We start from the raw sequence: 26,450 nt of genomic DNA, 5'->3' as shown, positions 1-26,450 counted from the left end.
TTAGTTCAGCGGCACAGACAGCGTGGCCTTGCCGGTAGCAGCCTTGCTGGTTTCATCACCACCAAATCCTTCCAGGCTTCCTGAAAAGTCCAATTTGGCTTCAGGGGACGTGACAGCAATTCCGGCTTCTACGCGTGCACTGAGGCTTTCGTTTTTCAAAGTTTCCATCGCCTCTTCATCGATACTGATGTCTTCCGTTTGCCAAAGGGCTTTGACGGCGGCACGCGGCGTGACGCGCGTGGATTGAGAGGGGGCGAACTCGTAAGAGATTTGCGGACCGATGAGGAAGCGCTCGCTATCGGCTTTTGCTCGGATTGTTGAATCGCCGCCGACGACTTGATGGCCCTGTTCGGCAAAATGGCTGAATTGCGCGGTAGGGCTCAAGGTCCAATTGCCAGACTTCAAGTTCCCGGAGAGCGTCGCGTCGAGTAGCCAGCGGTTTGTTTCGAGGCCATCGGCCGTCAACGCGCTATCGGGTGATGCGAAGTATCTGGTTTCTCCAACGCCTCGCAAAGCTTTCAGGCTGACAAACATCTGGCGGTTGATTTTATAGCCGGCATATGGGCCCGCCATCCAGCCTTTACCGCTGATGTCGGGAGCGGATGCAATCGTCTCGGAATCGATATTGTTATAAGTGCCCATCATGCCGAGCAGCCAGCGTTGGTTGAGCCGATAGTCCGCACCAAGCGCGAGATTGGAGAATGCGTCAGAGGTGTTGTTTTGGGAATCGCGAACGTAACCCGCATTTCCTTCAATCCACCCGTCGAAGCGGGATCTTGCGACCGTGATGCCTTGCAAGTTCAAGCCGCTATCACGGATCTTCTCGCCTTGTTCGCGCGCCTTGGCGTCGGCCAGGTCGGACAGCGCGGTTGAAAATTTCGCGTTGCCGGCATTGCCGTCGGCGGTTCCCGTCAACGGAATCTGCAATGAAGATGTGCGCTGATTTTCTTCATTCGAGGATTGGCCCGTTGCTTGCGGGACCGGAATTTTGCGAACCATGGAGGCGGACAGACGCTCTGACACACGATTCGACGTAGCAGGCATGCTGCCCGCGATTGATGTTGCTGTTCGCTGTAGGGTCTGTTGGGTCAGAGTCGCTGTCTGATCTGTTGGGGGGGCGCTTGCGACCGTGGTGCTGTTCGCAAATGTGCAGGACACGGCGTCTTCAGAAACGATCGCTAGAACGGCCATACGTGCAGCAACGTCAGTGCTCGCGACTGCCCCTTCGCAATTGATATTTTCAAGATGAAGGTTTGGTGCGTCAGCCTGCGTTATTCGGAGCGTTCCCTGGTGAGACACCAGGAACGTCCGCGTGCCACTGCCGGCCTGCGTTGCCACGGAAACGTTGGTGGCGGTGGCGCCTGGTCCGGAGGACAGGCCGTAGAGCACTTCGGCATCGACTGGGTAAGCGAGGCTTTTCAGTTGTAACCTTACCTGGCTTGGTGCGTCAGCGGGCTGCGCGATGGCCGACATGGGGACGCTCGCGCATAGCGCCACTATAATGGTGGTTCTCCAAATATGATTGCATGCCATCGGACGGGCTCGGGGCAAGGGGGCTCGCGCGCGCATGTTCCTCAAGTCGCTCAGCACGTAATTTCTCCGGGGCATAATGTTTTTTTGTGCAGACCTACAGCTGTGTGCTGCCTAGGTCCCCGCTCCTGCCATAACCGCTGTTGACGGTCTTTTCAGCTGGCAAACCACGGGCCGGATTGTGCGGTGCAGCGGGGCGCTGGCATGGCAAATTTGTGGCGTTCTAGTGAAAACTGGATCTCGACCCGACGACAGTGGGGTGCGGGAAGATCAACATCGCGTGAGAAAAAAATGGCCGTCCGCAAGAGGTTCCTGCGGACGGCCAAATCGTAATGGCTCAGAAAGTGAGCGGGATGGACTTACATCATGTCCATTCCACCCATGCCGCCCATTCCACCCATGCCGCCGCCGCCATGGCTGTGGCCAGCGTCCTTCTTCGGAGCTTCAGCAACAGCAGCTTCGGTGGTGATCAGCAGGCTGGCGATCGAAGCGGCGTCCTGAAGTGCGGTGCGCACAACCTTAGCCGGGTCGATGATGCCCTTTTCGAGCATGTCGCCGTACTCGTCGTTCTGGGCGTCATAGCCGAACGACTGACCGCGAGTTTCGAGCACCTTGCCGACGACGATGGAGCCTTCAACACCAGCGTTGTCTGCGATCTGGCGGATCGGAGCCTGCAGTGCGCGGCGAACGATCTGGATGCCAGCTTCCTGGTCCTCGTTGTCACCTTCGACGTCGATGGCTGCGGATGCCTTGAGCAGCATGACGCCGCCGCCAGGAACAACGCCCTCTTCAACGGCTGCGCGGGTCGCGTTCAGTGCGTCGTCAACGCGGTCCTTGCGCTCCTTAACTTCGATTTCGGTCGCTCCGCCGACGCGGATGACAGCAACGCCACCAGCCAGCTTTGCGAGACGCTCTTGGAGCTTTTCACGGTCGTAGTCGGACGTCGTTTCCTCGATCTGTGCTTTGATCTGCGAAACGCGGGCTTCGATGTCCTTCTTCTTGCCTGCGCCGTCAACGATCGTGGTGTCATCCTTCGTGATGGTCACGCGCTTAGCACGGCCCAGCATGTCGATGGAGACGTTCTCGAGCTTGATGCCGAGGTCTTCGGAAATCGTCTGACCGTTCGTGAGGGTCGCGATGTCCTCAAGCATGGCCTTGCGGCGATCGCCGAAGCCGGGAGCCTTGACGGCAGCAACCTTGAGGCCGCCACGCAGCTTGTTGACGACGAGGGTCGCCAAGGCTTCGCCTTCGATGTCCTCAGCAATGATGAGGAGAGGCTTGCCTGTCTGCACAACCGTTTCGAGAACGGGGAGCAGAGGCTGGAGACCGGAAAGCTTCTTCTCGTGAATGAGGATATAAGGATCGTCCAGTTCGGCGATCATCTTCTCGGCGTTCGTAATGAAGTACGGCGAGAGGTAACCGCGGTCGAACTGCATGCCTTCGACGACGTCGAGTTCGGTTTCGAGCGACTTGGCTTCTTCAACCGTGATGACGCCTTCGTTGCCGACTTTCTGCATTGCTTCAGCGATCATCTCGCCGATTTCGATTTCACCGTTTGCGGAAATGGTGCCGACCTGGGTGATTTCGTTCGAGTCTTTGACCTTCTTTGCCTTTTTGCCGATGATTTCGACAACCTGGACAACGGCCTTATCGATGCCGCGCTTCAGGTCCATCGGGTTCATACCAGCGGCAACCGACTTCAGGCCTTCACGAACGATAGCCTGTGCGAGAACGGTGGCGGTGGTGGTGCCGTCGCCAGCGATGTCGTTCGTTTTGGAAGCGACTTCGCGCAGCATCTGTGCGCCCATGTTCTCGAACTTATCTTCGAGTTCGATTTCCTTAGCAACGGTGACGCCGTCCTTCGTAGTGCGCGGTGCACCGAAAGACTTTTCAATGACGACGTTGCGACCCTTGGGGCCGAGCGTGACCTTCACCGCGTTGGCGAGGATGTCGACGCCGCGCAGCATGCGCTCGCGGGCATCTGCCGAAAAGCGTACGTCCTTAGCAGCCATGTTTGCTGTCTCCTGGAGAGTTTGGTCCGGAACAGGCCGGAGGAATTGAATTCAAAATTTGAGGAGGGACCGGGCGCTTACTTCTCGATAACGCCCATGATGTCGCTTTCCTTCATGATCAACAGCTCAACGCCGTCGACCTTAACTTCGGTGCCCGACCATTTGCCGAACAGCACGCGGTCACCCTTCTTGACGTCGAGGGCGATGAGTTCGTTGTCATCACCGCGGGTGCCTGGGCCGACCGCGACGACTTCGCCTTCTTGAGGCTTTTCCGCGGCGGTGTCAGGGATGATGATGCCACCTGCAGTCTTGGTCTCGCTGTCGACGCGCTTTACGACGACACGATCGTGAAGAGGACGGAATTTCATATTGCGGAGGCTCCGTTTGCTTTGAAGCGGAACTCTTCAATGAGAGTTCAAAAAACGAAAAATGCGGCACGGCCTACGCCGTCCGGTCAACCCATCTGGGTGACGCTGTTAGCACTCACTTGCTTTGAGTGCCAGCAGGCGTGCCGTGAATAAGGGAGGCTGGGGAATATTGTCAAGAGCTTTGGCCGCAAGATTGCAGCTTTAATGGCCGTCTACCTGACGATTATGCCGATTTGAGGCCTAAGCTCGTAGAGGACAAGTTCGGTAAGGATGAAAGCTTAATTTTTTCCAACCTGGGAACGGTCGCGCCGCCGCCGGGCATTTGCTGTTCACGATTATTCTATTGTTCGGTATCATTGAACTAAAGAACCAGCTTCCTACGTCCCTCGGTGGCGAGACGTTCGTGGGCCATCCCGCGAGTCATCTTGCCGGAACAGTTTTTAGAACCAGCCGGGGATGAACACGATGGCTTCAGATGTCCTTTTCACGCCGACCCAACTCGGCGCATTGAAACTCAAGAATAGATTTGTCATGGCGCCCCTGACGCGCTCTCGTGCCAATGAGATGGGTGTGCCGGCAGATTTTGCGACCGAATATTATGCTCAGCGCGCGGGCGCAGGCCTCATCATTACGGAAGCGACCCAGGCCTCATTTCAGGGGATGGGCTATCCCCGGACGCCGGGACTACATACCAAGGCCCAGATGGTGCGCTGGAACGAGATCGTCGATGCGGTGCATGGCGCAGGATCGAAGATTGTCAGTCAGATCTGGCATGTCGGTCGTGTCGCAGCTGCTGCTAATCGCGGCGTGAAAGCCGACGTGGTGGCGCCGAGCGTGGTGCCTGCTCCGGGGCAAATTTACACCGACGCCAGCGGCTTCGTCGCGCACGACGTGCCAAGGGCGCTCGCGACGGATGAGATTGGTGCAACCGCCAAGGAGTTTGCGACGGCGGCGCGTCATGCCATCGACCTCGGTTTTGACGGTGTCGAGGTGCACAGTGCCAATGGCTACCTGCTGCATCAGTTTCTCTCCACCAATGTCAACAAGCGTGCGGATCGTTACGGCGGTTCTATTGAAAACCGTATTCGGATGCCGCTTGAGGTTATCGACGCTGTGATCGCCGAGGTTGGATCCAACCGTGTCGGGGTGAGGGTCAGTCCGGGCCACCAATTCAATGGCATCGAAGAAGACGAGATGGTGCCCCTTTATGAAAAGTACATCGCCGAACTTGATAAGCGTGACCTTGCTTATCTGCATGTGATGCGGCCGACTGCGAACACGGTCGAGGAAGATGTGGTGGCGCTGGCGCGCGGATGTTTCAGCGGTCCGATGATCGTGGCTGGAGGATACGATGCGGACAGCGCTACGGCTGTGATCGCGGAAGGGACGGCGGCTGCCGTTGCGTTCGGGCAGAGCTTTATTGCCAACCCCGACTTGCCGGAGCGTGTGCGCCGTCGCGCGGCTCTCAACGCGCCGGATGAAGCGACGTTCTACACGCCTGGCCGCGCCGGATATACGGACTATCCTGTGCTCGCCGCAGAGGAAACTCGGGCCTGAAGACTCATCTCTCATGGCGCGTGACCCTAGGGCTTTCCGCTTGTTTGTCGAAACGCGGAAAGCCCGTCTCATTACCTCCGCTTGACGCAGAACGGCCATCATCGAGCCCCACTCTTTTCGCGTATACCGCGTAATTTCCTTCCATCGTCGCTTGATCGACAACGTCTGGATGGGAGATCCGCCATGTTGCCTGCCGCAGCGTCCTATGACCTCGTTATCGTCGGGGCCAGCTTCGCAGGTCTCGTCGCAGCGCGAACGGCAGCGATGCGCGGCCTCAAGGTGGCGGTGCTTGATGCCAAGCACGGCGCGGGCCATCGCGTGGCGACGACCGGCATCCTTGTCAAAGAAGCTGTCGAGGAAATCGACATCCCGCATGCGCTGACCCGTCGCGTCTATGGCGTCCGGCTCTACGCCCCCAATCTCAAGCACGTGGATCTTTTCGCGCCGGGATACTTCTTTCTGACGACCGACACGGCGAACCTCCTGAGGTGGCTGGCCGACGAGGCGCAACGGGCGGGAGCGCATCTGCTCTGGAAGACACGTTTTGAGGGCGCGGCTCGCGAAGGCGACGTCTTCCGGCTGAGTAACCTCAACATCTGCGCCCGTTATATTCTGGGGGCTGATGGATCGCGCTCGGCCGTTGCTCGGCACTTCGGGCTGGGGCGCAACAGCCGCTTTCTCACCGGTGTCGAGTATGAGTACGAGGGGCTCTGCGATATCGACCCGCGCTTCCTGCACTGCTTTCTCAACTCGGAGATCGCTCCCGGCTATCTGGCTTGGGTCGCGTCCGCGCCTACCGTCGTCCAGGCGGGTCTCGCTGTCGGACCGGGGCGGCGTCCCGACGTAGGAAAGTTCCTGAACTATACGGACCGCATTTTTCAATTCGGCAAGGCGCGTCTGGTGGGGCGTCGTGCCGGGCGCATCCCGTGCGGTGGATTGGTGCGGCCGTGGGCGGGGAACGGTGTCATGCTTGTGGGTGATGCTGCCGGGATGGTGTCACCAGCGACGGGTGGCGGCATTCGCCTTGCCTTTCACTTCGGGCGGCGCGCCGGTCAGGCGATTGCCGACCATCTCCTGCACATGGGGCCCGCGCCCGACGTTGCGCTCGCGCCGGAGCTGCCCGGCTTTCTGCTCAAGCGCGCGATGCGTTTCGGCCTCGATCAGCAGGTGCCCAACGCCCTGATCTCGGCGGCGCTCGGCACATCGGCCATGCGGACCTTCGCTCAGCAGGTTTTCTTCCATAAACGCGGCGCCAAAGGCGTCACCTTCTCCGAGTTTGAGGAACGCTTGGCGCGGCTGTCTACGTCCATTGCTTCAGGCAATGGGGCTGCGGTTTAGGGGTTGCTACCGATACAAAGTGGTCTTCAGCCGCTAGATAGCCGTCAGCTTGCGGGCTGGTTTGGGTAGTAGTAAGTAATCCCAATTGCTTTTCTTTATGATTCGAGAAGAGGACTTCCTTGGTCTGTCCCATCTCGCGTTGCAGAATCTTATATTGTTCAAATTAATTGGCGGGTAGAGAGGCTGATCGTGGAGTTTCTTGCGCTTGGCACCCTAATTTTGGGAGGGTTTCTGTGGCAATGCTTGCTTATCCAGAAACTGTGTCTTGCGTCTAGCTTATGGCGCCCTGTGTGGGGGCAATTCGTGATAAGCGCGCCACTATTGATACTCCTTGTAACTATTGGGAAGCTGGATGGTGGCGCTTTTGCTTACTTGGCTATTTATCTAGTTGGGGGACTGGTTGTTGTACTTAGTTGGCCACTTTCTGAACTTAGGGCTTATCCAGCGTTTTGCGTAAGCTTCGCAGTCCCAATGGTCTTTGCTGCCATCGTTGCGATGGGTGTTGCCTTGAATGCGACGTTCTTGATCATGGCGCCGCCGCTAACTGTATCTTCAAGCTCATCTATAGATTTAAACCAGATGGTAATTTCCGGCCTACTATTTTCCGTTATTTTTCAAGTAAAATCTCTCGTATCCCCAATGGTTGTCTGTATCAATTTAGCGTGGGGTATCCATTCTTATATGTCACGGGGGCAATTCGCTCTTTGGGACATAATGCAAAACACCTTGCTTATTATTATGGAACCGGCCGCAGCAGCCTCGACGGCTCCGTGGTACACCTTTATCTTTGCGGTCCTTGCCTCGATTGCAACGGGGTGGGACATTTTAAGATCTGCCAGCGATATCGGAAATTAACAGAGGGATCGGTGTTTGCAAATGTTCTGGTTCTTGATTCTCTGCAGCCACTTTTCTTGTGGTGTTGACGCGTATGATTATACAATCCGCGTGATACGCAAATAGATGAAGAGAAGATCTCCGCAGGAACAATATGCGCATCTGAGAATGCTCAACGCGCGTGGTCAGCTGGTCCTGTTCGTCGGCGCAGGTGTTTCGCAGGATTGCGGCTTGCCTTCTTGGAGCAGGTTGATCGAGCGATTGACGTTAAAGGCTTTTCCGAATGACAAAGAAAATATAGAAAGCGTTCTTGGTGAATATGGTAATGTCACCAAAACGCGTATTTTGAGAAATGTTCTGAAGCAGAAGTTTAATGGAGCTGTCGCAGACTGCTTATACGAAAATTCATATAAGGGGTCCGATAACCTTGATCAAATAGCCCGTTGCGGCGTTAAGAGAATTCTGACTTATAATTTTGATGAGTTGATTGAGGAGGCGTTGGCCACGAATGACATAGAATTTGATTCATTTGAACCCGGCGATCACTTTAATAGCAACTACCGCGGCGCGGTAGTATTTCATCCTCATGGGCTTATACGGTCTGATATGAATGACGTGGAGTTGAGGCAGAAGTCGATTGTTCTCAGTGAGGAAGATTATAATCAATTAAATTTTCAACCCTACTCATGGGGAAATGTCGTTCAGCTTGGGTTGTTGACTCAATTTACGTGTCTATTTGTGGGTGTATCACTTTCTGATCCTAACACTCGAAAGCTTCTCGATGTCTGCCGCAACTTGAAAATTAGACACACTCATTATGCACTTGCGAAGTCACCTCTATATGCGAGTGCTAACTGGGATAAGCCTATGGCAAAGCTGGTGAAACGTTCAATTGAGACGGATTTTCGTAGCTTGGGCTTGGAGCCCGTTTGGATAAATCAATGGCGAGATATAGCTGACCTATTTAAGAGCATACGGTCGACTAATAACCTAAAATGGAAGCCTACCCGAACTGGACGCTAACGTTTCACGAGCCTGAGGCACATCGGGAGTCCTTGCATGCGTGCTCCATATCCGTATATGGCCTCGTTCCAAAATGTGCCGTAGGCGGCGGCTGCCGTGGTCCGTTGCCTTCTATAGAACCTCGTTCGTAGGGTGCAATTAAGGGAAGCCCAGGAGCAGAAGCCCATGGCCGCAAAGCACCGGATCTATGAAATGAGCTTCGCGAGCGTTTATCCGCTTTATGTTGCGAAAGCAGAAAAGAAGGGGCGCACGAAAGCGGAGGTCGATCAGATCATCTCCTGGCTGACGGGCTATGGCCAGAAGGAGCTTCAGGCTCAACTGAAAAAGCAGACGGACTTTGAAACGTTCTTTGCTGAGGCTCCCAAAATCAATCCGTCGCGCGCCTTGATCAAAGGCGTGGTTTGCGGTTGTCCGCGTGGAGGATATCGAAGAGCCGACCATGCGTGAAATCCGCTACCTGGACAAACTCATCGATGAGCTGGCGCAGGGAAAAGCGATGGACAAAATTTTGCGGAAGGAATGATCCCGAGCGCCGCGTTTCACTGGTCGGCGGTGAACGCATCCAGAAGGCGCTGGAAGTCTTCTGGCGGTGGAAAACCTTCGTAGCTATAACGCGCGGGTGTTTCCACCCATGGCAGCTTCTCGGCTGTCATCGTCTCAATGAAGGGGCGGCTCCAGTTCGAATCATCGAACATCGTGGGGCGGACGTTGACGATTTCGGCCATGCCGACAATGCGTGTAAACATCCATGTCTTGCAGTCGGGACAGAAGTAGTGATCGAGTTGCGGGCCCTTGATGCCACCCTTCTCCGGTTCACCGGCTGTCACGCGGAAAGCTTGCGCCGGGACCATCGCTGTCAGGGAATAGGCGCTGGCGCTCATTCGCTGGCAGCCCCGGCAGTGGCACGCCGACGTCATGATGGGAGCTGCCGCGATCTCAATGTGGACGTTGCCGCAGCGGCACTTACCGGCAAGTGGAAATTGGGTGGTGTTCATCGATTTGGCGTCGTCCTTTCGTCCGTTAGCCAAAACGGGGGCCTTCTCGGAGATGGGTCGGGAACAGCGAGGCCGTTACCGGCCCCCTGTCGTGATCTGCGTCGCTTCAAAGATGTGGCCTGAAAGGCGGTTGCCTTTGCGGGAAGCGAGATACAAGGCGAGCGCGGCAACGTCCGGCTCTCCCATGTCCGACCATTCGTCGTCGTCATATTGGAAGGGGTCGACGGCCTTCGGCACGACTGAATTAATCCGGATCGCGTTGTCAGCCCACTTCGTTGCTTCCTGCCGCGTATAAGCTGCGATGGCGGTGCGCAGCATGCCGAGCAGCATGGTCATGCCCGGGTCGGTTGTTTGGGGCATCGCGATGACGTTGAGGATCGAGCCCTCGGTCAGGGTCAGGCGCATCCGGTTCGCTAGCACATGGCTCATGCGCGTCATGGCGGAAATCTTAGCTGCGATCGCATTCTCGATGTCCTCGAGATCAGTGCAATCGGCGAAGTCCTCACGGCTGACGGAGATGAGGTTGATCACGGTATCGAGGCCGCCAAAGGCTTTCTGCGCGGGGCCCTGGGTGAACACAACGGCGCCCTTCGCGTCCGCCGCGTCCGGGTCCGTAAACAGCCGAAGGTCCGCCGCCGATTGGTTCAGCAGCGTTGCGATCTCATCAATTTCAGGAGTTTCTTCAGCCGCACGTACGACGAGGCGGGCACTATGGTCGGCGAACGCACGCGCAATGTCGATACCGCACGAGCCACTCAATCCCGTAATCAGGACACGTGCCCCCCGCAACTCAGGATAGACGGCGTCCAGATGCAACTCGTCAACAACACTCATCAACATAGGGCTGTTCTCCTCCGTGATACGCCAGGACTTTTAAGAGTGCGCCCAGGCGTGACCATAGCACGCCGATTCGGCTAACGAGATCTAAATGAGGGGACGATTCTGGGCGGGCCTTGGCCACGGCGTGGCACGAATTGGGCAGAGGCCTGAGAATTGTCCGGCTGTATTTGCCTCGGCGGTTCAGAGAAGCCGGTAGGGCCCGCAAACACTGGCGTTACGTGAGGCTGACGGGGGCGTGTGTCGTTGGATCATGACGACGAATTAACGGTGGATGGGTATTCCGCTAAGATCGCATATCCCACTTATCGTCATACTGCTAATTTCGATCCAAGATATTGAAGTGGGTGGATTTGGCGGCTCATGCCGTCCGCTTTCGTAACTCTCATGGATGATACGTGTGGCAGAGCACCTGAAGAATGAGCCGAGCGATCTTGCGGCCTATTGGATGCCGTTCACGGCAAATCGTGCATTTCAGCGCCGTCCGCGCATGGTCGTCAGTGCCAAAGGCATGCACTACACGACGAGCGACGGCCGTCAGGTCATCGATGCGACCTCGGGGCTTTATTGCGTCAACGCCGGGCATGGCCGCGAAGAGATCGCGGCGGCGATCAAGGAGGTGGCTTACCGCCTCGATTATGCTCCAGCTTTTCAGTTTGGGCATCCGCAGGCGTTTGAGCTGGCCAATCGGCTGACAGCGCTCGCGCCGGCGGGGCTGGATCACGTCTTCTTTTCAAATTCAGGCAGTGAGGCCGTGGATACCGCGATGAAAATCGCGCTCGCGTATCACCGGCAACGCGGAGAAGGCCAACGCACCCGTTTTATCGGGCGGGAGCGCGGGTACCACGGTGTCGGGTTCGGCGGCTTGTCGGTGGGTGGTGTGCCCGCAAACCGGCGGGATTTTGGGACGCTGCTCCCAGGTATCGATCATCTCCGGTGTACGTATGACCGGGAGCATCAGTCGTTTGCTATAGGTGAGCCGGAGTGGGGCCGTGAACTTGCCGATGAGCTTGAGCAACTCGTTGCGCTGCATGGCGCCAGCAATATCGCGGCGGTTGTTGTCGAGCCGATCGCGGGGTCGACGGGGTGCCTGCCGCCGCCCAAGGGGTATCTCGAGCGGCTGCGCGAGATTACCAAGCGTCACGGCATTCTTCTGATTTTCGATGAGGTGATCACGGCGTTTGGCCGCACGGGATATGGGTTTGCCTCGGAGCGGTATGGGCTTACGCCAGACATCATTGCCTTTGCGAAGGGCGTGACGAACGGTGCCGTTCCGTTTGCAGGCACGCTTGTGAGCGGGGATATCCATGCAGCCCTGATGACCGGACCGGAACACGCGCCTGAGTTCTTCCACGGATATACGTATTCCGGTCATCCTCTCGCGACTGCAGCGGCGATGGCGACGCTCGATATCTATCGCGATGAGGCGTTGTTCGAACGTGCCAGCACATTGGAAGAGGTGTTTGCGGACGTGATGATGGAAATGCAATCCATGCCCATCGTTCTCGATATCCGCCCGATCGGATTGATGTGCGGCATCGATATTGAGCCATCAGCGCGTGGTCCGGGCGTGCGCGGTTATGAATTACTGCAACGGGCTTTCCATGATCACGATCTTTATGTGCGCGTAATCAACGACACGATGATCGTAGCACCGTCGCTTATTGCGACAATCGACGAGCTGACGGACATTCGCGACCGGGCGCTTGGGGCTTTGAAATCTCTCTCCTGAGGTCAAGAGTAGAGCTTGGATTGCTAAATGCTCGGAAAGTGGTCTGTAGGCCGCATGAGTGTTGCACTTCCGCCAATCGGCGCTGTCACGTAGCGCAAAGGTCGCCGCTAGTTAAAGAAATCTGGTGACAGGGCTGATTAGGAGCGTTGCCATTTTTCACAGGTCTTCCGATGCTTCTAAGCAAGCGAATCGGAATTACGCGGTCGATGAGGCCTCAGGTTATGGAAGTGACACAGCAAGGAAGAAGGACCAGGCCGGCCGGCAAAGGGCGGTTTGCGGAAGCCCTTGTTCTCGTGTCTATGGCGCTGTTTACGTTTGCGTTGGGCACTGCAGCGCATCTGCACGGCGGTCTGGATGTGTGGACGTCACTTACGATGTCCGTGGTGATTCTCATTTGTTTGATGGCGCTGCACGCGATCGTGCGCGGGCGCAGGGCCGTCTATGCGATGAAGTCGCAGATTTCCCAACTGGAAGATCAGATTGAGCAGTTGGGCGCCAACTCAGTGGATGGTTCTCGCAACGCCAACCCCAGATTTTCGGCGAAACCTGTTGGTTCTCCACCCCGGCTTCGGCGCCGGGGTGATGGCGCGCCCGTGGATCGTACGGAATTTGGCACAGCTGACTTTGCATTGCCGGAGTTTGCATCACGGCCAGAGCCACGCCGGGATAGTCCAGGTCATGGGGTGCGTGGTCATCAGCCCGTTGTGCCGCCCCCCTTATCGGCAGATTTGGCCAAGCCGCCTCCCATGCGCAATTCTCCTTCTCTCTCCTCTGATGATGGAAAATCGCGCGCGGCCGGGTCGTCTGACTTGGCTGCGTCGACGCCAGCAGTCCGTGCGCGGGAAGGCGACGTAGAAATGCTGCAGGCGATGATCAAGAAGCTTGCGGACGAGGTAAATGCTGCAGAAGCCGCGAACGGTGGTTTTGGACGCTGGCGTTCGGAAGGAGCCGTGAACCAGTCCGTCGATGCCTTGAAATCGGCAGCAAACTCGATGCGATCTACGGATCAACCTGTGCGTGGCGGAGCCCCTGCGGGCCGTGAGGTGCGTATTCAGTCGATTAAAGATGCTTTGGTGGCCGGCCGGGTTGATGTTCTGCTGGAGCCGATTCTCACCCTCAAGGACCGCAAGCCGCGTCATTTCGAAGTGTCCCTGAGGCTGCGCGATGAGCGCGGTGACGTGCTGGACGTATATGACGACCGTGACGGTTACGCGGGCCGCGCCATTCTGCCGATTATTGATCGGGTCAATATTGAGCGGACGTCTCAGGTGGCCTTGCAACTTGAGTGCCGTGGACGGCAAGGATCGCTCTTTTCGAAGATCAGCGGCGAGTCCCTCAACGCGGACAAATTCCTGGACGGCGTCGAGAATGCTTACCGTGCCCGTGAGAACTTTTCCGGTCAGCTGGTTATGACCTTCTCGCAGGCCGATGTTCGTGCCTTCGGAGAACGGGAACGCGCGACGTTGGCTGATCTGGCCAGTCTCGGGTTCCGCTACGCGATTGGGTCTGTCACGGACCTCGATATGGATTTCGCGGAGCTCAAAGCTATCGGGTTCGACTTTGCCAAGCTTGATGCAAGTGTATTTCTCGATGGCTTGATGGCTGGCGAGACGCTTATTCCGGCTCGGGATATTTGCCGCCATTTGGCTGACATCGGGCTTACGCTCGTAGTTGGCCGGATTGACGACGAGCAGGTTGCCGCCCGCATCTTCGGCTTCGGCGTTCTGTTTGGCCAAGGCCATATGTTTGGCGGGCCGCGACCGGTGAAGCGCGGCGCGCTCGAATCCGGGAAGAACGGTCACGTCGCGGCTTGATCTTTATTGCAGTTCCAGGCTAGTGCGGTGGCGGCTTTTGTCGTCGCCGCACTCTGCGCGACGTGTCTTCTCCAAGTATCTCCGGTAACAGCTCTATGACAGCCTCCCCTCATGCGTCGATCTCTCTAATCAGATCGATCGAGCCCCTTGCTGCTGAAACGGACGCATGGCTCGTCGACATCTGGGGTGTCATGCACAACGGCGTTACGCCCTATGCGGAGGCCGTCACTGCGTGTCAGAATTTCCGACACCAAGGCGGGCTGGTACTGTTGTTGTCGAATTCCCCACGGACGATGGAGGGGGTTCAGGCGCAGCTCGATCAGATTGGTGTTCCACGCAATGCCTACGACGCGATCGTTACGTCGGGCGACGCGACACGACACTTGATCGAAGCGTTCGGTTCAAAAGGGATCTTCCATCTTGGACCCGAACGGGACCTTGGCCTCTACGGCGGGCTCAATGTTCAATTGGTTGACGCGGAAAGCGCTGAGGCCGTCGTTTGCTCCGGCTTGTTCGACGATACGAGTGAAACTCCGACTGACTATGCGGAGCTGCTTTCTGGTCTGGCGCAGCGTACGCTTCCGATGGTGTGCGCTAATCCCGATGTCAGGGTCGAAAGGGGTGGGCGTATCATCTATTGCGCAGGCGCGTTGGCGAACGCCTATGAGGAACTCGGCGGAGACGTGTCCTATGCCGGAAAGCCATTTGCGCCGATCTACAGTATGGCTGAGGAACGGCTTGCTGCGCTCAAGGGTCATCCGATCGCGCGGGACCGTTTGCTTGCTATCGGCGATGGCGTGAAAACGGATATCGCCGGTGCCGTCGCAGCAGACATCGCAGCGGTCTACGTTGCCAGTGCCGTGCATATGGAAAGGGGAGCGGTTTTGGATGCCGCCCAGCTCGAAACGTTATTTCCCGATCCTGCTGCCCGACCCATTGCAGCTATGACTGAGTTGCGCTGGTAGGCCCCCGTTGGGAGGGGCCACGTTTGCGACCCTCCACCTAGCTTATAGCGCCCGCTACACCGTCAGGACGACTTTGCCGATGTGTTCGCCTTGGTCGAGGCGCGCATGGGCTTTGCTTGCTTCGTTGAGAGGGAAGGTCGAGTCCATGACGACCTTGATGCTTCCGTCAGCCAATAACGGGAGCACGTTTTGTTCGAGGGAACGAGCAATGCGGCTTTTGACGTCAGTTGGACGTATCCGAAGTGTGGAGCCGGTAATCGTCAGACGCTTCAGCATGACCCGCATGAAATCAACTTCGGCCTTTGATCCCTTCTGATAGGCAATATTGACGAGGCGTCCATCGTCTCCAAGTGAGGCGATGTTTTTGGCGATGTAGTCACCGCCGACCATGTCCAAGATGACATCGACGCCGCGTTTGTCCGTGACAGTTTTCACGACACTGACGAAGTCGTCCATTTTGTAATTCACCGCGGCATCCGCGCCGAGCTCGCGGCAGACTTGGCATTTGCTATCCGATCCCGCTGTGGCGATGACCTTCGCACCAAAGGCTTTGGCGAGTTGGATGGCCGTGACACCGATACCGGATGTGCCACCGTGGATCATGAACCATTCGCCGGCCTTCAGTCCGCCGCGTTCGAAGACATTGTGCCAGACCGTGAAGAAGGTTTCTGGGACGGCGGCGGCTTGGATCATGGGCAGGCCGTCAGGTATTGGCAGGCATGTCGCCTCCTCGGCAAGGCAATACTGCGCGTAACCGCCGCCGTTGAGCAGCGCCATGACTTTGTCGCCGGGCTTGAAGTGATGTGTGTTCGGGCCAAGGGCCACCACCGTACCAGCCGCTTCAAGCCCAAGGGTCTCACTGTGACCCTTGGGGGCAGGATACAAGCCCTGACGTTGTAAGAGATCGGGGCGATTGACGCCTGCCGCCTCAACCTTGATCAGCACCTGCCCTGCGCCTGGTTCCGGTGTCGGCATCGAGTCTAGCTTCAGAACCTCGGGACCACCCTTGTCGCTGCAGTTGATGAAGTTCATGGATTGCGGGATGCCGGTCATGCTGTGGTCCTTCGCGGTTCATTTGGTCTTTTCAATTCTCCTGGCAGGAATGCCCGAGCGCGATGGTTGAGGCAAGCCTTGCGGCATGCCAGCATGATGAGCCAGCAAGTCGCGCGTTATGAAGGAGGCGATGATGGATTGGGATGAAGCACAACGTCGGCCGGTCGAGGCGTTCAAACAAGATCTGACAGCACTTTCGATCGATGAACTTCAGGCGCGGATCACAGCACTGGAAGAAGAAATCGTCAGGGTTCGGACGGAGCTTGAAGTTAAGCGGGCGCACGAACAGGCGGCGAGTGCCATTTTCAAAAGCTAGTCGGAGTATGCTTATCGTGGGGGGTAGGTGAAAATTGAGGATATGGTAAAGCAATCGTTAGCAACGACTGACCTCTCAATTGAGTGATTACAGATAGTATCAATTTCGAACTCAGCGTTAGGCAGTTGTTAGGTATGGGGTGCCTATAGTTTGGCGCATCCAGTGCTTCTGGATTGAGTGGTACTGTCCACTCTGTTTGACGCCTCCCTGTTGACTTTTTGAGCCGCCCTTCGAGCGGCTCATTTTTTTAATCCACTCACATTTTTTGAGCCTGCCGCTATTTTGGCGCGGTTGTTAACTATGGCCTCACTACGTTTAGCGTTATAGTGACGTCATCAATTTGTAACTGGTTGTGTCAGAGTGTGTCATGAGCAACGGCCCTTATGCGTTCGATGCTGCTGAGTCCAGCGGCGTGACGGTCCTCTTTGGAGAGAAGTTTCAGGCTTCCCAACAGTTCGACCAAGTGTTCCGGCAAGGTATGAGGCTCGTAGAAGAAGCCGCTGCTTATCTCGACGGCGCTGGACGCATTGATGCCAAGGCTCTCAAGGGTACGTCCACGGTACTTTACGCGACCGAGAGCATGCGCCTGACGACCCGCTTGCTTGACCTTGCATCATGGCTTCTGATCCGCCGTGCACTGAAGGAAGGTGAGATTTCTCCGGAAGATGCGCGCAAGAAGCGTAGCCGGGTGAAGTTACAAGCTGTTGGTCGCCCTCAGCACACAAAGGGCTATGAGAATTTGCCGGAAGGCCTGCGCAATCTGATCGAAGCGAGCTTTGCTTTGCACGATCGGATTGTCCAGCTGGACCGTGCTATGGCGATGGACACGGCGGAAGCCGAAGCTGAAGAGGATGTGATCCCGGCCAATCCGGTGATTCAGCAGATGTCACGGCTCCGCCAAGCCTTCGGGAACTGATTTCCCAGTCGTACTCGCTATTAAATTAAAAAGCCCGGCAGCTTTTGCTGCCGGGCTTTTTGTTGAGTGGTGTCTTCAGACTTGCGCAGTCTTAGAATAGGCCGTCGAACTTCTTCTTGAAGCGAGACAGGCGGCCGCCACGGTCCGTGAGCTTTTGGTCACCGCCGGTCCAGGCTGGGTGCGTCGACGGGTCGATATCGAGGGCAAGCGTATCGCCTTCAGCACCATAGGTCGAATACGTGACGAACTCGCTGCCATCCGTCATGACGACTTTGATCTGATGGTAATGCGGGTGAAAATCGGGATCTTTGTTCATCGGTCTAGTCCAAATGTTCGCAGGCGCGGCATCCCAAAATGGGAGCTGCAAGGGCCATAGATCGGCATTGCTCAGGAAATTCGTGGGTCTTCATAATCCTTATTGCGGCCGTGCACAAGTCGTCGTTTGTGACGGCGACATGACGTCACCTGCGGCGCATGGGAGCTCACGGTACTTGAGATCAGGGAGTTGGTCGGGCATATCTGCATAAGTAATTAGGTATCTGGGGGGCAGCTTCTGGCTGCAGACGTCCGCCGGGCGCGAAAAATGACAGGCTATGCCGACGTGACCAAGACACAAACAGAGCAGGATGGCGAAGCAACCCGGCGACGCTCGCTCAAACCGCTTCTGGGTCTGAAACCCTATCTTCGGCGATACAAACTTTTCCTCATCCTTGCCTGTGTTGCTCTCGTGGTTTCCGCTTTGGCGACGCTGAGTGTGCCGCTGGCTGTTCGGCGGATGATTGACCACGGCTTTGGCGGCGCAGATGGCACGCTTATTGGTCAGTATTTTGCGATGCTGATTATTATTGGCGCGGTACTTGCCGTCGCCAGTTCAGCGCGCTTCTACTACGTCAACTGGCTGGGTGAACGTGTCGTCAGTGACCTGAGAGCGGATGTCTTTGCGCATTTGACCAAGCTTGGCCCCTCCTTCTTCGACCGTTCTCATTCGGGCGAGGTCATGAGCCGGTTGACGGCCGATACTACGCAAATCAAGGCGGCGGCCGGGACTGCACTTAGTCAGGCAGCTCGAAACACCATCATGCTGATCGGTGCATTGATCATGATGATGGTCACGAGCTTTCAGCTTTCCTTACTCGTACTTGTTGCCATTCCAGCGATTGTTGTGCCGCTGGTGGCCTATGGTCGGGTTGTTCGCCGCCTGTCACGTAAAGCGCAGGACAGTCTCGCTGCCGCGTCTGCATACGCGGCGGAGAACCTGGGGGCCGTCAAAACGATGCAGGCCTTCGGCCATGAGACCGAAGTCGCCGGGCGCTACTCCCAGGAAGTCGAGGCCTCTTTCGAAGCCGCGCGCCAAAGGCTCGTTGCCCGCGCTGGCCTGACGGCGCTGGCGATCCTACTGGTCGTTGTCAGTGTTGTTGGTGTGTTGTGGTTTGGCGCCAGCAAGGTTGTTTCAGGCGAATTGAGCGGCGGCACGTTGGGACAGTTCGTCCTTTATGCGATCTTTGCCGGCGCGGCTTTGACGGCATTGTCAGAAGTTTGGGGTGAGATCAGTCAGGCTGCGGGTGCTGCGGAGCGCTTAACGGAACTCCTGGCTGTTCAACCTGAGATAAATTCACCGGCGCAGCCTACTCCGCTTGTGACACCGGCACGTGGTGACATTGCCTTTGAAGGGGTCAACTTCTCGTATGCGGAAGGTGGGGCCGATGCCACGCTTCGCGACATCAGTTTGAGCATTTCGGCGGGTGAAAATGTTGCTCTCGTGGGGCCGTCGGGTGCTGGGAAATCAACGATCTTTTCTCTGCTTCTGAGATTTTATGATCCGTCGTCCGGGCTTATCAAAGTCGATGGCGTGGATATTAAGACGGCTTCTCTGACGGAGTTGCGGCAGCGGATGGCTTTGGTCCCTCAGGACACTGCTCTGTTTGCCGATACGGTCGCAGCGAATATCCGTTATGGGACACCTGATGCAACGTTGGAGGCGGTCAAGCGTGCGGCAATCGCTGCCCAGGCTGATGAATTTATTCAGGCGCTGCCCGGAGGTTATGACGCGCAGCTGGGCGAACGGGGTGTTTTGTTATCCGGTGGTCAGCGGCAACGCATCGCGCTCGCACGCGCGTTCTTAAAAGATGCCCCGATCCTGCTTCTCGATGAGGCGACGAGCGCGCTCGATGCGGAAAGCGAGTCCGCAATTCAGCGTGCACTGGAAGGCATCATGGCGGGCCGCACCACGCTCGTCATCGCTCACCGGCTCGCCACCGTAAAGAAGGCTGATCGCATTCTCGTTCTTGACGAGGGGCGCATTGTGGAAACCGGTCGGCACCGCGATCTTATTGAGGCCGGAGGGCTCTACAGCCGGCTGGCATCATTACAGTTCGAGGGGCACGAGGCCGAAGCGGCCGAGTGATATAGCGCTGTGGTTCCCTAGAGGGCTTGAACGCGTCAACTTTGCTTTGCTTCTGTCACTACTTCTTCGTTTCCATCCCACTCGATGACGTCTTCACGGATGTCCTGCAAGCTCCGATAGGGCAATCCGACACCCGTTGAGGTGCGGCGCTTAAATTCGGTTGTGCGAATGAACTCGCGAATGCGGGGCTGGATTTCGGTTCGCCAGCGCGTGCCGTTGAAAACGCCGTAATGGCCGACGCCCGGTTGAACGTAGTGGTAGCGCTCATCCGGAGGGATCGAACTGCACAGATCGTGAGCCGCCTCGGTCTGTCCGAGCCCCGAGATATCGTCGCGTTCGCCTTCCACGGTGAGAAGCGCGGTGCGTTCAATGGCGCTGCAATCGACAGTCCGACCGCGGTGCTTCATCGTGCCCTTCGGTAGGCCGTGTTCCTGGAAAACTGTTTTCACAGTCTGCAGATAGAACTCGGCGGTGAGGTCCATCACAGAGAGATATTCCTCGTAGAAGGTTCTGTGCTGGCGGACGGAGTCGCAGTCCCCCTTAACCAGGTTCTCGAACAGCTCGAAGTGCGCTTTCGTGTGCCGCTCCAGATTCATCGTCATGAAGCCGGAGAGCTGTACGAAGCCAGGATAAACCGGCCGCATGAAGCCTGGATTGGGAAAGGGAACGTATGAAATCACGTTCTGCTCGAACCAGTCGATCGGCTTTTCTTCCGCGAGCTTGTTGACGACTGTTGGGTTGCGGCGCGTGTCGATCGGGCCGCCCATCAGAGTGAGCGTCAACGGCTGGATCGGGTCGTCATCGGCGGCCATGAGTGCCGTAGCGGCAAGAGCTGGAACGGCAGGCTGGCAAACGCCAAGGACGTGGGTTTTGGGGCCGATGAAGTGGATGAAGTCGATCAGATAATCTATAAAGTCGTCGAGGTCGAACTTGCCTTCAGTAACAGGGACTTCGCGGGCATCGATCCAATCGGTGACGTAGACATCATGCTCGGGAAGCATGGCTTCGACCGTGCCGCGCAGAAGCGTCGCATAATGTCCAGACATCGGTGCGACGATCAGCACCTTCGGATCATAACGCTTGCCGGCCTCCGACGGGTCCCGACGGAAATGTACGAGATTACAGAACGGCTTTGAGAGGACTACGTCGATGTCGACGGGTACCGTCAGTCCATGAATTCTGGTCGTTTCGATAGCCCACTCCGGCTTACCGTAGCGGCGAGTGACGCTTTCGAACACGTCAATGGCGGCTGCGGCAGACTTACCGAAGTGTGTATAGGCTAAAGGATTGTAGGGGAGCTGAAGCTGCAGCTTCATTCCCTGCGCCAGAGCGCGCCACGGCGAAAGCATCGCATGCGCAATCTCGTAGGCTTGGTAGTTCATCGCGGTATCCTTCGAGTGTCGTGTGCAGCATTGCCGTTCGCATTGCGCACTGCACAATAAGATAGTCTTTTCCGCTAAATTTTTCGACTCTTCCAGCCATTCCTTGCGAAATATGACAAAACGATAACGCAGTTGCAGACACCGGGTATGCGACGAAAGCGAATGAAAGTTCAAATTTTTAGTTAAGTGTGGCAGCAAAGTACGGTGGTTAGTGGCCTGAATGTGCCACTTGCAACCGTATACGGCCCATCTGTTGCAGTGCGGAAAGGCCGATATAACGGCACTTACAGCAGGTGCACGGTAAGCCTCAGACCTCTGGCAACCGCAGGTTTAGCGATTGGTTAGCTTCAACTCGATGCGGCGATTCTTGCGCATAGATTCGAGGTCTTGGCTCGTTTCGATGGGTGCAAACTCGCCATAACCGGCTGCAACGAGTCGCTTTGGCGAGACGCCGCGGCTTACGAGATAGCGCACCACTGAAATGGCACGCGCGGTCGAAAGCTCCCAGTTCGAGGGGAATTGAGCGGTTGCGATTGGCTGAATGTCCGTATGACCGTCAACCTGTAGCGCCCAGTCGATTTCGCTGGGAATTTGGCGCTCAAGTTCCTTGATGGCGGAGGCTAGCTGGTCCATCGCAGCCAACCCCTCGACGGACATGTCTGCGCTTCCCGAAGGAAAGAGTACTTCTGATTGGAATACAAAGCGGTCGCCGACAACGCGGATATCTTTTCGGCCTGCCAGCAGTTCACGTAGGCGTCCGAAGAAATCCGAGCGATAGCGTTTGAGCTCCTGCACCTGGCGGGCGAGGGCTGCGTTCAAGCGTTCGCCCAGATCCTTGATGCGGTCCTGAGACTGGCGGTCCTTTGCTTCGCTGGCTTCGAGAGCATCGTTTAACGCAGCGATCTGTCGGCGCAACGCGAGAATTTGCTGATTAAGAAGATCAATTTTTGCGAGGGCTTCGGAAGAGATATCTTTCTGATTTTCGAGGTCCTCGGTTAGGGAAACGATTTTGCCCTGAGCAAGTTTTGCTGCTTCATCGCCGGATAGCGCAGAGCCGCTCAGTTTCTGGTTTTCTTCCTGCAATGAGGCAAGGGTCGCTTGCAGAGCTGCAAGTTCGTCCTCGGCTTGTTTGGTGCGGCCCTTCTCAAGGGACAACAAGTTGGTCAGTTCCGCGATCTGCAGGTTGAGGCGTTTGAGAGCGGTGTCCTTGCCCGTTACTTCCTGTGTTGCGAAGAACTGCGCCAACATGAAGATGGACATCAAGAACGTCATGACGAGGAGCAACGTCGACAGGACGTCAACGTACCCAGGCCAGAACTCAGAATATTCGGCTCCGCGTCGCCCGCGCCCGTGCGCCATGGTCTAACCTTTCCGGCGGCCCAGGTTCTGTGCCAGTTCGCGTAGAGAGTCTGTGACGAGGGCCTGCTGGGATGCCTGCTCATCCACCCATTCGCGAACCACTTTCTGTTCGGCCCGCATCTGGTTCACGAGTTGATTTACGCCCCGTGCGAGTTCCGCGACTGTTTCCTCACCCGCTCCTGCCTGCTGTACGATGCCGCCATTCTGGCTCATTCGCTCGTTGAGCTCTTCGAGCACGCGCTGCATATCGTAAAGCGTTGCTGACAGTTGGCGGTTGACGGCGTCTGCGCTCGTACCGGGGGTCAATTCCGTGATACCCGACAACCATTCTTCCAACTCATTGTAGAACCGGTTGTGCGCTTGGCTGGCCTGTAGCTCGAGGAACCCCAGAACGAGGGAGCCCGCAAGACCAAGCAGCGATGACGAGAAGGCCGTTCCCATGCCTTGTAGTGGCGCGACGAGACCCGCTTTGAGGTCGCCGAATAACTGACCGGTGTTTTCCGCGCCGGTGCTTATGGTGCCAATCGCGGTGCCGACGGACTTGATCGTTTCCAGCAAACCCCAAAAGGTGCCGAGCAGGCCGAGGAAAATCAAAAGGCCGACAAGATAGCGTCCGGTGTCGCGGGCTTCATCAAGACGAGAGCCGATCGAATCCATGATTGAGCTCATGGATGCCGTTGAGAGCGAGAGTGACCCGGTGCGGTCGCGCAGCATCGTCGCCATAGGCGATAGAAGGCGCGGCTGGTGTGAAATTGAAATTCCGGGATCGGCAATCCGGAATGCATTCACCCAGCGGATTTCGGGATAGAGCCTGATGACTTGGCCGAAAGCGTAGAAGATACCGAACACCAGCACGGCGAGGATCAAGCCGTTCAGTGCCGGATTGTGCATGATCGCTTCAAGGAGCGGCTGGTAGAGGATGGCTCCGATGAAAGCCACCAGAGTCAGGAATATCAGCATCCGGATCAAGAAGACGCCTGGCGGTGTCAGTGATCGATGCAGTTGCGCGGAGCCGTATTCCGACCTTCGCTTCTTTGCCATCTACAAGTCTCCGCAGTTTCGGCCTGTCGATGCGGCGGACCTTATCCTACCCTCTTGCCTGCGGAAACGGGCAACATCGTGCTCAGATCTTCTCTGACGCCCGGTTTTCGCGAGATACACACCGAACTATGCTTTATACGGCAGTATCCTGTGCCGACTGGATTACAGGAAGCAGTTCTTTTGCCAGCGTGCCGTTTGTTGCGAGGATATGACCGTTTTCCAACATCTGATCGGCGCCTGACAGGTCGCTTACCAATCCGCCTGCCTCGCGTACCATGACGATACCGGCCGCCATGTCCCACGGTTTTAGGTTGCGCTCCCAGAAAGCATCAAAGCGACCGGCCGCGGTCCACGCAAGGTCGAGCGCGGCTGATCCGGTGCGCCGAACGCCGGCAACATGCTCCATGGTGGCGGTCAGTTCCCGGCGGAAGAGTTTGTGGCCCGGACGGCCACGGTGCGGAATTCCAGTGGCGACGACTGTGTCGTTCAGGTTGCGCCGCGCAGCTACGCGCAGCCTGCGCCGATCGTTGAGGAAAGCACCTTTGCCTTTTTCGGCCGTGTAAAGTTCGTCTGAGATTGGATTGTAAATGAGGCCCGCGACGAGCTGACCTTCCCGTTCCAGCGCGATGGAGATCGTGAACAAGGGAATGGAATGGAGAAAGTTCGTTGTTCCATCCAATGGATCGACGATCCAGCGATGTGTTTTGTCGACACCTTCGACGAGGCCGCGCTCCTCCATCAGGAACCCGTAGCCAGGGCGAGCTTTGAGGAGCTCCTTATAAATGATGTCCTCAGCGCGGTGGTCGGCGGCTGAAACGAAATTGGCGGGCCCTTTGACCGAGACCTGAAGCTGCTCGACCTCACCGAAGTCGCGCGACAGGCTACGCCCGGCCTTGCGTGCGGCGGTCATCATGACATTCATCAGGGCAGATGCGGGCATTCGATTTAATCCAGGCGAATGAAAGAGGCGCACGCAATATGAGGGAGCAGCGCGGCTAGGGCCGGCGCGCACGATCACGTGCTGATCAGAAACCTGTCGAACTGGTTCGACAACATGGGTTTTGCTAGTGGCTAAGCCTCTAACGGCAAGCAAGGGGCTTGGCAAGCGGTCCGGGCAAAACGTCATGCCCCTACTGGCTTGGCATAGCCACTTCGACTTGTTCCCGCCAGGACACGGCAGCTTGCTCGGCTTTGGTGCGGATATCGGCTGGTAGCTTGCCGACGACCTCATCAAGCTTCTTATCCTCGAAGCCGCTGGCTTTGGCGATGTAGCGCCATTTTGCCATTTCGATCTGGCTTTTGTTCACCTTAACGCCTTGCCCGTACACATACGCGAGGCGGTTCTGTGCGCCAGGGATCCCCTTCTCGGCGGCGGCTGTCAGCAGTTCAATCGCCTTGGGTTCGTCCTTGTTGATGCCCTTGCCGCTCAACAGCATGACAGCATAGTCATATTGCGCTGCTGCCATTCCCTGAGCGGCGGCACGTGAAATCCAGGTTGCCGCCTGATAAGCGTCCGGTTCGACGCCGGTGCCACTCTGATAAAGAGCGCTTAGATCGTATTGTGCCGCGGCGACGCCCTGCTCTGCAGCGTATGCGATGTGCTTGGCAGCTCTCAAGGGATTCTCTGGCTTGCCGGTGCCGTTCAGAAACAGCAAACCGAGATTGTAGTTTGCTTCCGGGTGTCCCGTTTGCGCGGCCTTTTCGAACATGGTGGCCGCGGCTGCGAGGTCCTTTTCGACGCCTCGCCCTTCCGCTAGCATAATGGCGATGGCGAACATGGAATTGACGTCGCCCAGTTCTGCCCCACGCGTATACCACCGCGCGGCGACTTCGTTGTCAGGACGAACGCCGTGCCCCTCACTGTAAATGCGGCCGATCAACGTGTGAGCCGCTGCTTCGCCTTTCGCGGCAGCGGCTTCGGCCAGCTTTAACGCGGTTAGGTATTTGCCCTGGTCGAAAGCGATATATGCGTCTTCCCCAGTGGCGTTGAGTTTGGGGCCTGCCGAGTCCTTTATTTCGGGGCCTGGCACCTGCTTCTTGAAGTGGGTGCTTGTGGTCTTGCTTTTGGGCTTCGCCTCCGTCTTGGCGACGGATGGTTTTGTTTCAGTCCCGGGTGGCCGGAATGACCAGGAACTGGTTTCGGCGTGCGCCGCGTTGATCTGAGCGACGACACCCAGGAAGAGTATGCCGATAGAGCGCGGTGACATTGCCTATCTCTCTGCTGCAGTTCTCGTCTTATTCGTTTATGGGGGGCATCTCAGTCGCCACTTCGCATTGGGTTGCCCAATTCTGAAGGTCGGCGGGAGATAGTCCTGGCGGTAAGCGACGTGCGACGAAATCAGCGCCGGCTTTTGCCAGACCTGCTGCGGCTTCGTGATCTTCCACGTCGAAAGCAACGGTGGGAATCTCGAAGATCTCGGCCCACCATGCGATTAGTTCTCGTTGGCGTTCCTTAGCCTTGAGGCGGTCCTCGACGAATGACGGGATGCCAAAGCCGACGTAATCGGCGCCGGCTTCACCCAGCGACATGGCATGGTGACGCGAGCGTCCGGCATCGACACCCACGATAAAACGTTGCCCAAGAATTTCTCGCGCTTCTTCGTAGCGTTGATCAATATCCTCAGACCAATCGAGATGGACGCCGTCAGCTTTGATTGTGCGGGCCAGCTGTGGATCGTTCGCAATGAGAACGGCGGCCCCGCCCGCTTGACCGGCTTGGACGATGGGGAGTGCCTCCTGAGGCTCGAGCGTCGATCCTTCCGCCGGTGTGACGAGGATCGATGCCGGTGCCTTATGCGCCAAGACAGGTTGCAACCGCTCAAGCGCCTGGCCATCAGGCCCGACGGTCAGAACGAGATAGAATTGGCAATTGCGTGGTTGGAGTGGGGCGCCCATATTTTTCTCAGTTACTTCCAATTGTGCCTAACTCTGACGTGAAAACGGCAGAATAGGGGCCATGCAAGGCCAGTTAAGT

23 protein-coding genes and 1 pseudogene are annotated in these 26,450 nt (G+C 57.0%); 11 read left to right on the top strand and 13 right to left on the bottom strand.

What is annotated here, in order from left to right; all coding sequences use genetic code 11:
* From BLS30_RS07105 to BLS30_RS07095, 3 genes are all read right to left on the bottom strand, one after another.
* Positions 1-1,473 (bottom strand): autotransporter outer membrane beta-barrel domain-containing protein, encoded by a 1,473-nt coding sequence (locus BLS30_RS07105; protein ID WP_170832431.1) that lies wholly within the window; start codon positions 1,471-1,473, stop codon positions 1-3.
* 416 nt (positions 1,474-1,889) lie between these two features.
* The gene (groL, locus tag BLS30_RS07100; protein WP_046475566.1) at positions 1,890-3,542 is read right to left on the bottom strand and encodes a chaperonin GroEL; all 1,653 of its coding nucleotides are present in this window, start codon (positions 3,540-3,542) and stop codon (positions 1,890-1,892) included.
* Between the two features lie 77 nt (positions 3,543-3,619).
* On the bottom strand, positions 3,620-3,910 hold the full coding sequence (locus BLS30_RS07095) for a co-chaperone GroES (protein WP_046475572.1): 291 nt from the start codon (positions 3,908-3,910) through the stop codon (positions 3,620-3,622).
* 465 nt (positions 3,911-4,375) lie between these two features.
* Here BLS30_RS07095 and BLS30_RS07090 point away from each other — a divergent pair, with 465 nt between their 5' ends.
* The 5 genes and pseudogenes from BLS30_RS07090 to BLS30_RS07070 all read left to right on the top strand — a co-directional run bounded on the left by BLS30_RS07090 (position 4,376) and on the right by BLS30_RS07070 (position 9,185).
* On the top strand, positions 4,376-5,467 hold the full coding sequence (locus BLS30_RS07090; protein WP_090228521.1) for an alkene reductase: 1,092 nt from the start codon (positions 4,376-4,378) through the stop codon (positions 5,465-5,467).
* Between the two features lie 183 nt (positions 5,468-5,650).
* A complete protein-coding gene (locus BLS30_RS07085; protein ID WP_090227712.1) occupies positions 5,651-6,805 on the top strand; it encodes an NAD(P)/FAD-dependent oxidoreductase in 1,155 nt (384 codons plus the stop codon).
* A 303-nt stretch (positions 6,806-7,108) separates the two neighbouring features.
* On the top strand, positions 7,109-7,660 hold the full coding sequence (locus tag BLS30_RS07080; RefSeq protein ID WP_139165301.1) for a hypothetical protein: 552 nt from the start codon (positions 7,109-7,111) through the stop codon (positions 7,658-7,660).
* A 105-nt stretch (positions 7,661-7,765) separates the two neighbouring features.
* Positions 7,766-8,662 (top strand): SIR2 family protein, encoded by an 897-nt coding sequence (locus BLS30_RS07075; RefSeq protein ID WP_090227706.1) that lies wholly within the window; start codon positions 7,766-7,768, stop codon positions 8,660-8,662.
* 165 nt (positions 8,663-8,827) lie between these two features.
* A pseudogene (locus tag BLS30_RS07070) lies at positions 8,828-9,185 on the top strand (DUF2200 domain-containing protein).
* Positions 9,186-9,201: 16 nt separating this feature from the next.
* Here BLS30_RS07070 and BLS30_RS07065 read toward each other — a convergent pair.
* Positions 9,202-9,657, bottom strand: coding sequence for a GFA family protein (locus BLS30_RS07065; RefSeq protein WP_046475586.1), 456 nt, complete (start codon positions 9,655-9,657; stop codon positions 9,202-9,204).
* A gap of 75 nt (positions 9,658-9,732) precedes the next feature.
* A complete protein-coding gene (locus BLS30_RS07060; RefSeq protein ID WP_090227703.1) occupies positions 9,733-10,497 on the bottom strand; it encodes an SDR family oxidoreductase in 765 nt (254 codons plus the stop codon).
* A gap of 397 nt (positions 10,498-10,894) precedes the next feature.
* Between BLS30_RS07060 and aptA the strand changes: the two genes are divergently transcribed.
* The 3 genes from aptA (at position 10,895) to BLS30_RS07045 (ending at position 15,005) form a co-directional block, all read left to right on the top strand.
* Complete coding sequence (aptA, locus tag BLS30_RS07055) at positions 10,895-12,226, top strand: omega-aminotransferase AptA (RefSeq protein ID WP_483099030.1); 1,332 nt, start codon at positions 10,895-10,897, stop codon at positions 12,224-12,226.
* A 221-nt stretch (positions 12,227-12,447) separates the two neighbouring features.
* A complete protein-coding gene (locus tag BLS30_RS07050) occupies positions 12,448-14,040 on the top strand; it encodes an EAL domain-containing protein (RefSeq protein WP_170832430.1) in 1,593 nt (530 codons plus the stop codon).
* 95 nt (positions 14,041-14,135) lie between these two features.
* On the top strand, positions 14,136-15,005 hold the full coding sequence (locus BLS30_RS07045; protein WP_090227694.1) for a TIGR01459 family HAD-type hydrolase: 870 nt from the start codon (positions 14,136-14,138) through the stop codon (positions 15,003-15,005).
* A 54-nt stretch (positions 15,006-15,059) separates the two neighbouring features.
* On the opposite strand, the gene BLS30_RS07040 is transcribed toward BLS30_RS07045, so the two are convergent.
* Positions 15,060-16,058 (bottom strand): NAD(P)H-quinone oxidoreductase, encoded by a 999-nt coding sequence (locus BLS30_RS07040; RefSeq protein WP_090227691.1) that lies wholly within the window; start codon positions 16,056-16,058, stop codon positions 15,060-15,062.
* 130 nt (positions 16,059-16,188) lie between these two features.
* Between BLS30_RS07040 and BLS30_RS07035 the strand changes: the two genes are divergently transcribed.
* Together BLS30_RS07035 and rcdA are read left to right on the top strand one after the other, a co-directional pair.
* Positions 16,189-16,374 carry a DUF1192 domain-containing protein gene (locus BLS30_RS07035; RefSeq protein ID WP_244466784.1) on the top strand — a complete coding sequence of 62 codons (186 nt, stop codon included), beginning with the start codon at positions 16,189-16,191 and terminating at the stop codon, positions 16,372-16,374.
* Positions 16,375-16,741: 367 nt separating this feature from the next.
* Entirely contained in the window at positions 16,742-17,290 is a 549-nt protein-coding gene (gene rcdA, locus BLS30_RS07030; RefSeq protein ID WP_046475598.1) for a protease adaptor protein RcdA, read from the top strand.
* A gap of 91 nt (positions 17,291-17,381) precedes the next feature.
* Here the strand turns inward: rcdA and rpmE are convergent, their stop codons facing one another.
* Positions 17,382-17,606, bottom strand: a complete 225-nt coding sequence (gene rpmE / locus BLS30_RS07025) for a 50S ribosomal protein L31 (protein ID WP_046475600.1) — start codon at positions 17,604-17,606, stop codon at positions 17,382-17,384.
* Between the two features lie 267 nt (positions 17,607-17,873).
* Between rpmE and BLS30_RS07020 the strand changes: the two genes are divergently transcribed.
* The gene (locus BLS30_RS07020) at positions 17,874-19,694 is read left to right on the top strand and encodes an ABC transporter transmembrane domain-containing protein (RefSeq protein WP_046475603.1); all 1,821 of its coding nucleotides are present in this window, start codon (positions 17,874-17,876) and stop codon (positions 19,692-19,694) included.
* A gap of 35 nt (positions 19,695-19,729) precedes the next feature.
* On the opposite strand, the gene BLS30_RS07015 is transcribed toward BLS30_RS07020, so the two are convergent.
* The 6 genes from BLS30_RS07015 to BLS30_RS06990 all read right to left on the bottom strand — a co-directional run bounded on the left by BLS30_RS07015 (position 19,730) and on the right by BLS30_RS06990 (position 26,371).
* Complete coding sequence (locus tag BLS30_RS07015; RefSeq protein WP_090227688.1) at positions 19,730-21,076, bottom strand: polyhydroxyalkanoate depolymerase; 1,347 nt, start codon at positions 21,074-21,076, stop codon at positions 19,730-19,732.
* Between the two features lie 330 nt (positions 21,077-21,406).
* Positions 21,407-22,435 carry a peptidoglycan -binding protein gene (locus tag BLS30_RS07010; RefSeq protein ID WP_046475610.1) on the bottom strand — a complete coding sequence of 343 codons (1,029 nt, stop codon included), beginning with the start codon at positions 22,433-22,435 and terminating at the stop codon, positions 21,407-21,409.
* Positions 22,436-22,438: 3 nt separating this feature from the next.
* The gene (locus tag BLS30_RS07005) at positions 22,439-23,476 is read right to left on the bottom strand and encodes a flagellar motor protein MotA (protein ID WP_046475613.1); all 1,038 of its coding nucleotides are present in this window, start codon (positions 23,474-23,476) and stop codon (positions 22,439-22,441) included.
* 133 nt (positions 23,477-23,609) lie between these two features.
* Positions 23,610-24,416 carry an inositol monophosphatase family protein gene (locus BLS30_RS07000; protein WP_170832429.1) on the bottom strand — a complete coding sequence of 269 codons (807 nt, stop codon included), beginning with the start codon at positions 24,414-24,416 and terminating at the stop codon, positions 23,610-23,612.
* Positions 24,417-24,606: 190 nt separating this feature from the next.
* Positions 24,607-25,683, bottom strand: a complete 1,077-nt coding sequence (locus BLS30_RS06995; protein WP_090227685.1) for a tetratricopeptide repeat protein — start codon at positions 25,681-25,683, stop codon at positions 24,607-24,609.
* Between the two features lie 28 nt (positions 25,684-25,711).
* Complete coding sequence (locus BLS30_RS06990) at positions 25,712-26,371, bottom strand: thiamine phosphate synthase (protein WP_052743587.1); 660 nt, start codon at positions 26,369-26,371, stop codon at positions 25,712-25,714.
* Between the last annotated feature and the right edge of the window lie 79 nt (positions 26,372-26,450).

Source organism: Filomicrobium insigne (genome assembly GCF_900104305.1).
GTDB classification, from domain to species: domain Bacteria; phylum Pseudomonadota; class Alphaproteobacteria; order Rhizobiales; family Hyphomicrobiaceae; genus Filomicrobium; species Filomicrobium insigne.
This window is presented reverse-complemented; position numbering and strand designations above follow the sequence as displayed.